We start from the raw sequence: 13,606 nt of genomic DNA, 5'->3' as shown, positions 1-13,606 counted from the left end.
CATGAAATTCAGTGAAAAATGGTTAAGAGAGTGGGTTAACCCGTCGCTGTCGGCACATGAGCTGTCTGAACAGTTGAGCATGGCTGGCCTAGAAGTAGACGGTGTTGAGCCAGTAGCAGGCGATTTTAAAGGCGTGCTAGTAGGTGAAGTAGTGGAGTGCGGTCAGCACCCGAACGCAGATAAACTGCGCGTAACTAAAATTAACGTAGGTGGCGATGAACTATTAGATATCGTTTGTGGTGCACCTAACTGTCGTCAGGGCATTAAAGTAGCGGTAGCGGTTGTTGGTGCTGTATTGCCAGGCGATTTTAAGATTAAGAAAGCGAAGCTTCGCGGCGAGCCGTCATTCGGCATGCTATGTAGCTTCTCTGAGCTAGGTATTAGCGACGACCACGACGGTATTATCGAGCTTCCAGCCGATGCACCTATTGGCGAAGACATTCGCGATTACCTTGGTCTTGATGACAACGCTATTGAAGTAGACCTAACGCCAAACCGTGCAGACTGTTTGGGTATTCGCGGTATTGCCCGTGAAGTTGGCGTGCTTAATAACCTTGACGTGTGCGAGCCTGAAGTAGCAGCGGTAGACGCAACAATTGAAGATAAATTATCAATTACGTTAAGCGCTGATGACGCATGCCCACGTTATTTAGGTCGTGTGGTTAAAGGCGTAAATGTTAAAGCAGCATCGCCGCTGTGGTTAGTTGAAAAGCTTCGTCGTTGCGGTATTCGCAGCATCGACCCCATTGTAGATGTGACTAACTTTGTATTGCTAGAGCTTGGCCAGCCAATGCACGCGTTTAACCTTGCCAGCATTGAAGGCAATATTAACGTGCGTATGGCGAAAGAAGGCGAAGCCCTTACGCTACTTGATGAAACCGAAGCTAAGCTGCAAAGCAATACGTTAGTTATTGCTGATGACAACAAAGCGCTAGCCATGGCGGGTATTTTCGGTGGTCTACACTCTGGTGTAACTACTGAAACCCAAGATATTTTGCTTGAAAGTGCGTTCTTTAGCCGTGATGCCATTATGGGCCGTGCTCGTCAGTATGGTTTGCATACCGATGCATCGCACCGCTACGAGCGTGGTGTAGACCCGCTACTTCAGCGTAAAGCCATGGAACGTGCTACAGCACTAGTTCTTGAAATTTGTGGTGGTGAAGCTGGCCCTGTGGTTGAAGCCGTAGCTGAAGACAAGCTACCTAAGCAGGCAACGGTTAAGCTTCGTCGCGAACGTTTAGCGCGTGTACTAGGTATTAGCATTGATGATGCGAAAGTAACGGAAATGCTTAACCGCCTTGGTTTAGACGTTACTCAAACTGAAGCCGGCTGGGAAGCAGTTGCGCCAAGCTATCGTTTTGATATTTCAATTGAAGAAGATTTGATTGAAGAAATTGCCCGAGTTTACGGCTACAACAACATTCCAAACGTGGCGCCAAAAGCGACGTTAGCAATGTTGCCTTCGCAAGAAGCTAAGCTTCCGCTAAATACAATGAAGTCGTTGCTTCTTAGCCGTGGCTACAATGAAGCGATTACTTACTCGTTTGTTGACCCTAAAATTCAAAACGCATTATTCCCAGACGTGAAAGGCATGGTGTTACCACACCCAATTTCATCTGATATGTCGGTAATGCGCGTAAGTTTATGGCCGGGTTTGCTAGGTGCTACTGCTTATAATCAGAAGCGTCAGCAACAACGTGTTCGCATGTTTGAAACCGGATTACGCTTTATTCCTCAACAAGATGCGCCTAATGGTGTATTGCAACAGCAAGTAATTGGTGGTGTAGTAGCAGGGCGTCGTAATGAAGAACATTGGGACTTGGGCGATAGCCCGGTTGATTTCTTTGATGCGAAAGCTGACGTTGAGGCGTTGTTGGCACTTACGGGTAAAACCGGTGAGTTCCAGTTCGTTACAGGGCAACATAGTGCGTTGCACCCTGGTATGACGGCAAAAATTTTGCTTAATGATGAAGAAGTTGGCTATATTGGTGCTATACACCCGCAGTTTACTAAATTGCTTGGTGTTAACGGCCGCGTATTTGTGTTCGAACTAGTGGTAGATGCCATTACCGATCGCAAATTACCGTCAGCTGTACCAGTATCGCGCTTCCCATCGAATCGCCGTGATATTGCTATTACGGTTAAAGATGAAGTGCGTGTAGGAAATGTTCTTTCTTACATAGAAAATATTGGCGTAAATCAACTAGTTGCTCTAAACTTGTTCGATGAGTACAAAGGCAAGGGAATTGAGCCTGGCTATAAGAGCCTTGCTTTGTCACTTCATTTACAAGATCCGGATAAAACCTTGGAAGAAGCTGAGATTCAGCAAGCTGTAGATACTGTGGTTAAAGGTCTGGAATCTGAGTTTGGGGCCGCGTTAAGAGAGTAAACTATGGCATTGACCAAAGCCGAGATGGCTGAACACCTATTCGAGAAACTAGGCATTAACAAGCGTGATGCGAAGGATCTGGTAGAGCTTTTTTTCGAAGAGATTAAAGGCGCTCTGGAATCTGGTGAGCAAGTAAAACTGTCGGGTTTTGGTAACTTTGACTTGCGTGATAAAAACGAACGTCCTGGCCGTAATCCTAAAACCGGTGAAGACATTCCAATTAAAGCGCGCCGCGTGGTTACATTCCGCCCGGGTCAAAAACTGAAAAGCCGAGTTGAAAACTCAGAGCCTGTCGACCAATAATCTTTAGGTCGTTACAATACTGAAAAAGAGCGGGGTCTCTCGCTCTTTTTGTATTGCCTCTTTTTTACAGTGCACTCGCACTGATTTCTATATGCATGTCTTTGGAGGAAAGTGTGAAAAAAGCACTTGTCGTTCTTGCTATTATTATTGCCGCTACCTTTTCATGGTTTGCTTATTTGTCGCTAGATGCAGATAATCGAGACCAGAGCGCAGCACAAGTTCCGCTTATTACAGTGATGGAAATTCTTCACGCCAGCGATTTGCAGCTAGGCGTAAAGCAGGCGGTTAAAAATGGCGATGCCGACGCTGTAGATTCTTGGATGGCTCAAGCCCGTGAAGTGGGGCAGGCCGCTAATTTATCTTCAGAGGATATGGATTATCTTAATTCGGAAACCGCAAAAGACTACGTTGTTTTTAATGCCAAACGTCAGCTGTATAACGAAGCCTTTGAAGCGCGCTATTATGCCTTAGAAGACGTTGAATCGTTGAAGGCGCAGTATCCTGAAGCTAAAGATCTATTCCCTCGCACTGATGCGTTGATTAAAAAGCGCGATGACATTATTCAGCAAATTGCCGTAGCTATTTCGGGCAACGAACAGCCTGATGAAGCAGCGCTTGAAGAAGCACGAAAGCAGTGGTTAGCGCAGGCGGGTAATTAGGCAGTCGCATAACCAAAAGCTGCATTGTAAGTTTTTGCTAACGTATCTAACAATATATTGGATTGTGCTAAGTTAACTTACCGAAATATCAGCAAATTGAGCACCGGTTAGCAAAGCTAAATCGGCAGGGGATAGGGCCACTTCTAACCCTCGCTTTCCCGCGCTTACGTGCATACTAGCAAGGCCTTCAGCGCTTTTGTGAATTACGCAGGCCAACCGCTTTTTCTGGCCCAACGGGCTTACCCCACCTAACACATAGCCTGTAGCTAGCATTACCGCGTTTGCCTGCGCCATTTCTACCTTTTTTACACCTAATGCTTTCGCCATTTTCTTTTCGCTTAGCTTGGTATTTACCGGTACTACAGCAACAGCCAGTTTGTTGGTGTCTGTACTCACCACTAAGGTTTTAAATACGGTATCGGCGTTAAGGTTTAGTTTTTCAACGGCTTCCAGACCGTAAGACGCCGCATTTGCGTCGTGTTCATATTTTAAAACGCTATGAGCGATACGCTTCTTAGTAAGCAAGGTGATTGCAGGTGTCATTCAGCCTCTTTTTTATAGAATGTTCGACTGTGTATAGGTTCGCCGGGAAGCAGGGGCGTTGCCGCGTGGGTGGCATAGTCGTTAAAACCTGCTGTAAAAAAATCTGACAGCGGGTGACCGCTCTGCGCACCAGGTAAGGTTAAAATGGCATCTTCTAAATGACCAGGGCTTACAAAAAATCGCTCAGAAGCACCAAAATCAGGCGCTTGCACTGCGGGCATGTAAGTATCACCAAAGCCTTCCACTTGCTGCATATTTAACATGCTTCCTACTAATGGAATTTGACTAGCGAAGGGGTGCTCTACCGATAAGGCATTGACCTTACCCCAAGCTAAGGTTTCCATGTCAGCTTCTACCGGAGAATACTTATCTAGTAATTTGTGTTTGGCGCGTCTGTAAGCATCTACCAGTAACTCGTCGAAACTTTCGGTGTCGGCAGGCAGCCAGGAATCAGGTTGGCTATGAATAAGCTGCCAAGTGGCAGGCTCAATACCCCTTAGCAGAGTGCGGCTGTTTACGCCTTGTTGCTCTAAGTGTGAAAGCATGCCACCAAACAGTGTTTGTATTACCTCGCGCCTAAAATGCTTAACTAGGGTATAGCCCACTGAATCTTCACATGCGCATTCTTTCCACGCGTTTAAATAAGCAAGGTCTGGCTTGAACTCAATGTCTTGCATTTTCAACAAGCCGTACAACAGGTGTTGCCACGGAATGAGAAAGCGGGCGTGATTGTCTAACTGTATGGCGTAAAAGTCGGTTTCACTGAAGGTGTCTTTTTCAAAGAGTCTGTCTCTTATTTGTTGCCCGCGGGCACCTAGGGCATAACCACCGTCGCCCCATACTTTGAAGTCGTCAGCTGATATTACTCTGGCATTGGCTGTCCATATTCTTCCCATTTCTGGGTTTAACAGCATAGGCAGTTTTGTAGCACGCTCTGGCACCGTCGCGTCTTGCTGTTTTATGGCGGTGAACGACGCCATTTGCCTATCCATTACCGCGCCACCAGGTAGCCACGCGGCATTACCAGTTTCATCTACAACTACTAGGTTCTGTGTTGGAATGGCAATGCGTTTGCCTATAGTAATAGCTTTTTGAACATCCTTTGCAGCGCCGAAATTGATGATACCCAAATTAGCAGCAAAGGGATGGTGCGCAACCCAGTTCAGCGCGTAACGCTTGCCGTTAAGTTCTTTTACAGGGCCATATTTGCTTACTTCAAATGTGAATTCATGTTCGCCATCGGGCAGGGGGATACGCTCTGTTACGGTATCGGTGGGCGTTGTTTCCTCTAATTCTATCCAATCCACGTTGTCTAAGTTTGCGTTAGTGAAACCCCACGCAATATGACCGTTGGTACCTACTACAATTCCAGGTATGCCAGGTAAAGAAACGCCAGTTACCTGCACATTGCTGCCCGACTCTTGGTAGTTGAGCTGGGCGCGATACCATATGATCGGAACTCGTAATCCTAAGTGCATGTCGTTAGCTAAAAGGCCTGCACCCGTTGCTGTGTGACTTCCGGTAACCGCCCAATTGTTACTGCCAATGTCAGGAAGCTCAGTGCCGTTATATTGGGCACGAGCAATGGCTGTGTTGTTGTTTTTATCTGGTGTAAGTTCAGATGTGCCATATTTATTGGGTGAAAATTCTAAAGATGCTGAATCGTCACTTTGGTTATCGCTTATGGGCTCAACGGTTTTGTTGTCTGAGCTCTGTTCAGCGCTCTCGTCAATAATTCGAGCTGGTGCAGTGGTATCTGTACGTAGAGAGGCAGGGTAGTCTGGTATTTCAGCCTCAAGTAAGGGGATTTCGCTTGCATCTAATGCAGCTTGATAGTTACTTGGTTGAGTAATAAAGCTATATACATCATTTCCGAAAGTTGAAAGTAGTGCTTCTCTCGCTAAATCTAGTTCTACTTGGGTACCTTGTAAGTCTAAATACATGCTGTAAATAACTAGAATGCTGTCGGTGGGTTGCCATTGCTTTATATCAACGCCTGCGGCCAGGTATTCAAAAGGCGGCAAGGTGTATTCATCTAGTGCGTCATTAACACCGTGAGCGTAGCGTACTAATAATTCTTGTTGTGTTGAAGGCAGGTTCTTGAATACGGCTTTCGCGCGTTTTTCGAATTGATGAAAGTGGGCTTTCTTATCAATGTCTAGGGCTACATCGCCCACCCATTGCGACAAACTTCCCGAAGCGGCGCGACGCTGTAAGTCCATTTGAAAGAACCGGTCTTGTGCGTGAGCAAAACCTAAAGCGTAGGCAGCATCGAAAATGTCGTCGGCGTTAACGACGGCATGACCTAAGCTGTCGCGGCTTAACTTGGTGGGTGCGTTTACGTGATAGGTGGCACTATTGCCATCAAGTGCGGGTAAGCTTAGCCGAAGCGATATATAAAGCCCCAAAGCCGCTATTAGAAGCAGTGTTAAAACACTTAAAACCAACCACTTGAACCAATTTATCACGTGTAAAACTCCCTATTTTTCTCTATCCTAACCACAGAATTAGCAAATTTGAAGTGATGTTTTATGACACATACAAAGGCGGTGCTGTGGGACCATTAATGTTGGATTGTCAGGCCGAAGAACTTGCGCCTGAAGAAAAGGAAAAGTTAGCCCATCCTGTTGTGGGTGGCGTAATTTTATTTAGTCGTAATTATCATGACAAACGCCAACTTTCTGCGCTTGTTCAGGATATAAGGCGCTATGCCAAGCGACCTGTACTGATAGCGGTTGATCACGAAGGGGGCCGAGTTCAGCGCTTCCGTGAAGGTTTCACCGCAATACCTGCTATGGGCAATATTCTGAAGCAGTCAGAACATCAAGATGAAAGTGCAGCGTATGCTAAGGCGTGTGGGCTAGTATTGGCACATGAACTTAAAACCTTAGATATTGATTTTAGTTTTGCGCCTGTGCTTGATATTAACGGTGTATCGCAAGTTATTGGCGATAGAGCATTTGCTGATAATGCTCGCGAGGTGATACGTCTTAGTACCCATCTTATACAAGGGCTAAAAACCGTCAATATGCCCGCTATTGGAAAGCATTTTCCTGGGCACGGCAGTGTTGCCCCCGACTCACATATCGCATTACCGGTAGATGTGCGTGATTACGATGAGATAAGAAGCACTGATATGGTGGTGTTTGAGCGCTTAGTTGAGCGCGCTATGCTGGATGGTGTTATGCCTGCCCATGTTATTTATAACCAGGTGTGCGACAAGCCAGCCGGGTTTTCACCAAAATGGCTGCAAGAAGTGCTTAAACGTGATTTGGGTTTTGGTGGCGCTGTATTTTCTGACGATTTGTCTATGCATGGCGCAAGTGTTGCCGGAAGCTATGTGGATCGCGCTGAAGCTGCACTGGATGCTGGATGCGACATGGTACTTGCTTGCAATAACCCAGAAGGGGCCGAAAGTATTTTGGATGGATTAGAAGCACGCTTTTCAAACTTAAGCGAAGGCGATTCACAGAAGCAAGAGAGGGTTATGGCGCTTTACGGGCGGGTTATGCCTGCAGGGCTAAATGATAAGTACGACAGTGCCGTTAAGCTGGTGAAGCAATTAAGCGAACGGTAGTTTTTTTTAACTCTACCGTTTTGCTCATTAGTTATTCTTGCTGGTTTTCTCGATGTGATTTTGCTTGCTCTTTCACTGGTTTTGTCGACGACTATTCCCTTAGGTTAGTCGTTGGCAAATTAAGACCAGCGTTTTAGACCGCAGTTTCGTCTATTCCAGCTTCTACATTCATAAAGCGCGCAAAGGTGAAAAGGAAGTCACTTAAGCGGTTCAAGTACGCGTGTACCACTTCGGGTACGTCGTAGTGTTTAGAAAGGCTGATAACAGCGCGTTCAGCACGCCGGCACACGGCTCGGCATACATGAGCTTGCGCTGCAGCTTTACATCCGCCGGGCAGTACGAACGAAGTATTGGGCGGCATTTTACTTGTAATGGTGTCTATCAGGCTTTCTAAACTTTTAACGTCGTCTTGCTTTAATGTAGAGCTTGCCGATATGGCAAAACCAGCTTGGAAAAGGTTACGCTGAATATCGTGCAGCATTGGTTTATGCTGCTCAGCAACGTTAGCGGCTAGCAAACCAATATGGCTATTGAGTTCGTCCATGTCGCCGTAGCTTTGTACTACCAAATCGTCTTTATCAACACGTACGGCTTTGTCGGCATAAATCTGCGTACTGCCTTTATCGCCCGTGCGAGTGTAAATCTTCATAAAAACCTTATCTTCTTAACTCATTTCTTGTTCTGCTTTTACGCGTTATGCCACTAAATGCTGCAAACTAGCAACTAGCAACTAGCAACTAGCAACTAGCAACTAGCAACCAGCGACCAGCAGTTAGCAACCACAAAGGTGGACGCGCTAATGCTGTAGCTGGCGCGAAAAACGCTACTCGCTAACGTTAGGGCGGTTGTAACGGCGAACCTGAACTACAAACCCAAACAAGGGGTGGTCGAAATAGTGTAATTGAGTGCTTATTACGCGTCGCTGCTCGGCCAGCGGAACCGACACCAATTTGTACTCGGTGGGTGTTGCTTGAACGGCTGATGCAGCGTTACTTTCTTCACTGCTAAAGTAGCTTAGCGGCACTGGTTGGCGATAAAACATTTCACCATCCACATGAAGGTACGGCACGCGATTGATGTATTTAAGAAATACTTTTATTGTTCCATCTATTTCCCAAATGGGAGTTCTAAGCGATGGGTCTAGGGCGCTGTCGTCGCCTTGCTCCACAATTATGGCGGTATCTAGTGCTTTGAACGCTTCATAATTGATGGCTTCTGGATTCGATAGCCGGCGGTCTAAGTCAGCAAAAATATCAGACACGCTAGCTAACTCACCATCACCTAACGATGAAGTATTGTATGTGCTATTTGCATCTTCGCTTGTGCTTACGGGGCTAAATGCGTCGTCGTTTGGCGTATTTGATGTGTTATTAGGGCTTAAACCTGCAGTTGCATCATACCCAAATTCCGTCTTGCCATTCTGCGATTGGCTAATAGTAGTCGTGGGTTGTACTTGCTCTCGCATATCGCCGTTTAAATCGAACTGCTGTGCATAGTTTTGACCGCCATATAGGCGCACATCAAAAGCCTTATTTTTGCCAAACATAACGGGTTGACGCCAGGTAGCATGAAATAAGCGTTCTAACTGTCGGTTCGAGCGAATTTGACGCGAGATAGATGATAGCGCTTGTTGCTCACTAGTAAGCAGGTGAGCTTTTGAGGCCAATGGCCAATCGTGCCCATCAACAACAATGGGTAAACTTGCAGGGGCAGGGAGCCTGTTGTCTGGCTTGTTGACCTTCCATACTATGGCCGGCTTCAGGGCAGACTGAAGTGCACGGGTTTTGTCTGAATTCGCACTTGTCATTGCCTCATTGTTCACGTCGCTATCTGCAGAGGCTATAACGTTCAGTACAGTGGTTATTTCAGCGCTAAGCCAAGGTTTCGCTTCTTCGCAATATTTAAACTTGGGAACGCTAACAGGGGAGGTTTCTTTTACCCCAAAAAACCATGCCCAGTAGCTGGCGATAGTTGCTGCATCTGGTGCGTTACCTGCGGTCTCGGCATCTGAATAATCTGCGTTACTGGTATACCCAGTTGATGAATAAACTGCGTTATTTTGGCTTTTGCTAAACGCTGTTTCCTTTTGATTATTTACATCTTGAGTACGAGACGAGGTGTCTGTCGCCAAGCTTGAAGCACCACTGTAGACTCTGCTTGCTGCGTCAGAGTGCAATACACCCCGTGTATCATTGCGTTGGGCGCTCTTGCTCTTAACGCTATTTTGTGTGCTAGATGGGGTAGCTAGCAATAAAAAATCTACATCTTTTGAAGGAATGTCAAAAAGGGTTTCGTTAGGCCATTTTATTGCAGAGTCTGCACCGCAAACGGCTAAGCCTTGCTTTAAATAGCTAATATCGGGTGCAATTACATCGCTGATGATGTCTGCCTGAGCGCGAGGGGCGTTTAAGTTATCGGCTAACGAAAACTGCTCTTCTAACTCAGTCAGTGCCACATTGCGCTTAAACGCAATCACTTCCACATCGAACCACCAGTTATCGTTGGCATGAGCTGTGGTTGAAATTGTTGTTAAAAATACGGCGCTAATTGATGCGACTAACGGGCACCAGCGAGATAACTTCATGTTATCGCGACTCCTTTGCAAAATCGGCAATAATATCGCTAATGAACGCGATGCGCTCTTTAGCTGTTTCGGTCTTTTTCACCAAACGCAATTTTTGGCTACCTTCAAATTTGAAAGTGTTGGGTTTCGTTTGTACCAAGCTGATTATGAAGCCTGGGTTGACCTTAGTGTTTTCTTTAAACTCTATGGTACCGCCTTGCGCCGACAAGTCTACTTTTAGAATGCCTAATTCTTGGGCTTTTAGTTTAATTTCAGCGACTTCTATCAAGTTCTTAGCTGGTTCTGGTAAAAGACCGAAACGGTCAATGCACTCTACCTGGAACTCATCAATATCGTCTTGGTTAGTACAGCTTGCCAAACGCTTGTATAGCGATAGGCGGGTGTTGACGTCGGCAATATAATCTTCAGGTAATAGGGCAGGAATACGCAGTTCGACCTCAGTGTGCCCTGATGTCGCATCGTCTAATGATGGCTCTCTACCATCTTTAAGTGCATTAACGGCTTTATCGAGCATATCCATATAAAGGCTAAATCCAATGCTGGCGATTTGTCCTGATTGATCGTCACCTAAAAGCTCACCAGCCCCACGAATTTCCAAGTCGTGGGTAGCAAGGGCGAAACCTGCACCTAAATCTTCAAGTTGAGATATGGCTTCTAAGCGCTTCACTGCGTCTTTAGTCATGCGCTTTGGATGCGGTGTTAGCAGGTAAGCGTAGGCTTGATGGTGGGAACGACCCACACGGCCGCGAAGTTGGTGAAGCTGTGCTAAGCCTAAATGATCGGCCCTGTCCATAATAATGGTGTTTGCGCTTGGTACGTCGATACCTGTTTCAATGATAGTGGTACATACGAGCACGTTGTAGCGCTGGTGGTAGAAGTCGCTCATTACGCCTTCTAGTTCGCGCTCGCGCATTTGACCGTGCCCCATTGCAATGCGTGCCTCTGGAACAATTTCGGCAATCTCTTCTACCGTTCGTGCAATGCTTTCTACTTCATTGTGAAGGAAGTAAACCTGACCGCCACGTAAAATTTCACGCATAATGGCTTCACGAATGACGGCTTTATTGCGCTGTTGTACAAAGGTTTTAATTGATAAACGACGGGCCGGCGCTGTAGCGATAATAGATAAGTCGCGCATGCCAGATAACGCCATGTTAAGCGTACGAGGAATAGGCGTAGCGGTAAGGGTTAGAATATCTACATCGGCACGTAACGATTTCAGCTTCTCTTTTTGACGCACGCCAAAGCGGTGTTCTTCGTCGATGATCACAAGGCCTAAGTCTTTGTACTTAATATCGCTAGATAGCAACTTATGCGTGCCTACCACGATATCGACTTTACCTTCGCCAATACGCTCCACCACAGACTTTTGCGCTTTACCGCTTACAAAGCGGCTCATCACTTCAATTTCAAACGGCCAAGCGGCGAAGCGGTCTTTAAAGTTTTCGTAGTGTTGTTGGGCTAGCAGGGTAGTCGGCACTAATATAGCTACCTGTTTTCCTGCATTTGCGGCAAGGAATGCTGCACGCATGGCAACTTCGGTTTTACCGAAGCCTACGTCGCCGCATACTAAGCGATCCATAGCGGATGGGCTGCCCATGTCGTGCATAACGGCTGCAATGGCTTGGGCTTGGTCTGGCGTTTCTTCAAAGGGGAAGCTGTCTGAGAAGGCTTGGTAGTCGTCCCAGTTTATATTGTAAGCAAAACCAGGTTTAGCAGCGCGGCGTGCATATACATCGAGTAATTCCGCGGCAACGTCACGGACTTTTTCAGCGGCTTTTTGCTTCGCTTTTGTCCAGGCGTCAGAACCTAAAGCACTTACTGGTGCGCTATCTGCGTCTCCGCCCGTGTAGCGCGAAATTAAATGGAGTGACGCAACGGGTACGTACAATTTTGATTGTTTGGCGTACTCAATACACAAGTATTCGGTTGCAACACCGCCTGCATCTAGCGTTTGCAAGCCTAGGTAACGGCCCACGCCGTGGTCTAAATGCACTACGGGTTGGCCAATAGAAAGCTCGGCTAGGTTGCGAATAATAGCGCTTTCGTCCGTGGCACTGCGCTTATCGCGTAAACGGCGCTGACTTACTTTTTGGCCTAATAGCTCCGTTTCCGTAATAAATAACAGCTCGCCTTCCTGGGTTTGCCAGCGGAAGCTGTTATCAACCATACCCACGGTAATGCCAATAGTTTCGTGGCTTGCGATGAAGTCGCTAAAGCTACCGACTATCTTTGGCTTAATGCCAGCTTTGGCTAGTACGGTTAGCAAGCCCTCTCGGCGACCTTGGGTTTCAGCACAAAACAGTACTTTAGCCCCGTTGTCAGTAGCCTGATTTACGGTTTTAATAAGTCGTTCAGCAGGTACTTTTTTCTGCGAGTTAATCGCAATGTCATCCAGTTTTTCGCACTGAAGGTTGGTAGAACCTTGTTTTTCTTCAAGTACCTTGCTGGAAAGCGACGCACGAGGCCATTGCTTAATGGCACCGAATAGCTCGTTAATAGGTAAAAATAGTTCGTCTGGCGCAAGTAACGGGCGAGCTAAGTTATAGCGATACTGCTCGTAACGTTCTTGCACGTCGGCCCAGAAGAACTCGCTGGCGTCTTGCACATCGCCGTGAAGTAACAGCAGGCTTTTCGGGTGAAGGTAATCGAACAAAGTCGCGGTTTGTTTGAAAAATAAAGGCAAGTAATATTCCACACCGCTTGGCATGGTGCCTTTGCTTACTTGCGAAAATACACTTTCAGAGGCGTTGTTGGCGTCGAATTTTTCTAAAAACTGCTGGCGAAAAAGGGTTATCGCTTCTTTATCTGTTGGAAATTCGCGAGCGGGCAACAGGCGAATTTTATTTACCGCTTCGCCAGAGCGCTGGGTTTCAGTATCGAAATAGCGAATAGAGTCGATTTCATCGTCGAATAAGTCTATTCGAAACGGCTGGTCGCTACCCATTGGGAATAGGTCGATAATACTGCCGCGTACCGAGAACTCGCTATGGCTCATCACCTGGCTCACATGCAGGTAGCCAGCTTGCTCTAAGTTGCGCCTAAATTGGTCTCTGTCTAAAGTGTCGCCTTTATTTAGCATCAGTAGGTACTTTGCTAAATAGTCGGTAGGCGCAAGGCGCTGCATTAGCGTGTTAACAGGAACAATAAAAACGCCTTCCACTTGCTGGGTAAAGCGAAACAGGGTTTCTAACCGTTGCGATACAATATCTTGGTGAGGCGAAAAGGAATCGTATGGCAGCGTTTCCCAGTCTGGGAACAGGGTAATGGGCGTATCTTTTTGCTTATCGCTTAAGAAAAACGCTATTTCTTTTTCAAGCTTCATTGCCGATGGCGTATCGGCGGTGATTAATACAATAGGGCCTTTGTATTGGTTTAGCGTTTGGCTGATACATAGCGCGGCGCTGCTACCTTGAAGCTGGCCCCAGTGTTTGTGATCTTGTGATGAGGCTTCTTTTTTAGGCGCAGGTAATGGAAGCGATAATAAAGTGGCTGTCATGACGTCCTGTTTTTTAAATGCAAGATGAGTTTTACGGCTTATATACAGTTGT

9 protein-coding genes are annotated in these 13,606 nt (G+C 46.6%); 4 read left to right on the top strand and 5 right to left on the bottom strand.

Annotated features, from left to right (window positions below):
- The first annotated feature begins 1 nt into the window (after position 1).
- The 3 genes from pheT (at position 2) to ACYX4N_RS13350 (ending at position 3,351) form a co-directional block, all read left to right on the top strand.
- A complete protein-coding gene (pheT, locus tag ACYX4N_RS13360; protein WP_476054360.1) occupies positions 2-2,389 on the top strand; it encodes a phenylalanine--tRNA ligase subunit beta in 2,388 nt (795 codons plus the stop codon).
- A 3-nt stretch (positions 2,390-2,392) separates the two neighbouring features.
- Complete coding sequence (gene ihfA / locus ACYX4N_RS13355; RefSeq protein WP_012518129.1) at positions 2,393-2,692, top strand: integration host factor subunit alpha; 300 nt, start codon at positions 2,393-2,395, stop codon at positions 2,690-2,692.
- Between the two features lie 113 nt (positions 2,693-2,805).
- A complete protein-coding gene (locus ACYX4N_RS13350) occupies positions 2,806-3,351 on the top strand; it encodes a hypothetical protein (RefSeq protein WP_476054359.1) in 546 nt (181 codons plus the stop codon).
- 72 nt (positions 3,352-3,423) lie between these two features.
- Here ACYX4N_RS13350 and ybaK read toward each other — a convergent pair whose 3' ends face one another.
- The gene (gene ybaK / locus ACYX4N_RS13345; RefSeq protein ID WP_476054358.1) at positions 3,424-3,894 is read right to left on the bottom strand and encodes a Cys-tRNA(Pro) deacylase; all 471 of its coding nucleotides are present in this window, start codon (positions 3,892-3,894) and stop codon (positions 3,424-3,426) included.
- Positions 3,891-6,362, bottom strand: a complete 2,472-nt coding sequence (locus tag ACYX4N_RS13340; RefSeq protein WP_476054357.1) for a penicillin acylase family protein — start codon at positions 6,360-6,362, stop codon at positions 3,891-3,893. Before ACYX4N_RS13340 ends, ybaK begins: the two co-directional genes overlap by 4 nt.
- A 98-nt stretch (positions 6,363-6,460) precedes the next feature.
- Between ACYX4N_RS13340 and nagZ the strand changes: the two genes are divergently transcribed.
- Positions 6,461-7,471: a beta-N-acetylhexosaminidase gene (nagZ, locus tag ACYX4N_RS13335; RefSeq protein WP_476056449.1), complete on the top strand. Its 1,011-nt coding sequence runs from the start codon at positions 6,461-6,463 to the stop codon at positions 7,469-7,471.
- A 133-nt stretch (positions 7,472-7,604) separates the two neighbouring features.
- On the opposite strand, the gene ACYX4N_RS13330 is transcribed toward nagZ, so the two are convergent.
- The 3 genes from ACYX4N_RS13330 to mfd all read right to left on the bottom strand — a co-directional run bounded on the left by ACYX4N_RS13330 (position 7,605) and on the right by mfd (position 13,554).
- Positions 7,605-8,120, bottom strand: a complete 516-nt coding sequence (locus ACYX4N_RS13330) for a cob(I)yrinic acid a,c-diamide adenosyltransferase (RefSeq protein WP_476054356.1) — start codon at positions 8,118-8,120, stop codon at positions 7,605-7,607.
- Between the two features lie 174 nt (positions 8,121-8,294).
- Positions 8,295-10,055 (bottom strand): CsiV family protein, encoded by a 1,761-nt coding sequence (locus ACYX4N_RS13325; RefSeq protein ID WP_476054355.1) that lies wholly within the window; start codon positions 10,053-10,055, stop codon positions 8,295-8,297.
- Between the two features lies 1 nt (position 10,056).
- A complete protein-coding gene (gene mfd, locus ACYX4N_RS13320) occupies positions 10,057-13,554 on the bottom strand; it encodes a transcription-repair coupling factor (protein ID WP_476054354.1) in 3,498 nt (1,165 codons plus the stop codon).
- Between the last annotated feature and the right edge of the window lie 52 nt (positions 13,555-13,606).

The organism is Alteromonas sp. ABH4_452, assembly GCF_056311825.1.
The sequence above is the reverse complement of the archived record's forward strand: the minus strand, read 5'-3'. Positions and strand labels throughout refer to the sequence as shown.

What these genes read in the sequence shown, in the direction of transcription:
- pheT (WP_476054360.1), top strand. Translation starts at nt 2, where the DNA reads ATGAAATTCAGTGAAAAATGGTTAAGAGAGTGGGTTAACCCGTCGCTG.
- ihfA (WP_012518129.1), top strand. Translation starts at nt 2,393, where the DNA reads ATGGCATTGACCAAAGCCGAGATGGCTGAACACCTATTCGAGAAACTA.
- ybaK (WP_476054358.1), bottom strand. Translation starts at nt 3,894, where the DNA reads ATGACACCTGCAATCACCTTGCTTACTAAGAAGCGTATCGCTCATAGC.
- nagZ (WP_476056449.1), top strand. Translation starts at nt 6,461, where the DNA reads ATGTTGGATTGTCAGGCCGAAGAACTTGCGCCTGAAGAAAAGGAAAAG.
- ACYX4N_RS13330 (WP_476054356.1), bottom strand. Translation starts at nt 8,120, where the DNA reads ATGAAGATTTACACTCGCACGGGCGATAAAGGCAGTACGCAGATTTAT.
- ACYX4N_RS13325 (WP_476054355.1), bottom strand. Translation starts at nt 10,055, where the DNA reads ATGAAGTTATCTCGCTGGTGCCCGTTAGTCGCATCAATTAGCGCCGTA.
- mfd (WP_476054354.1), bottom strand. Translation starts at nt 13,554, where the DNA reads ATGACAGCCACTTTATTATCGCTTCCATTACCTGCGCCTAAAAAAGAA.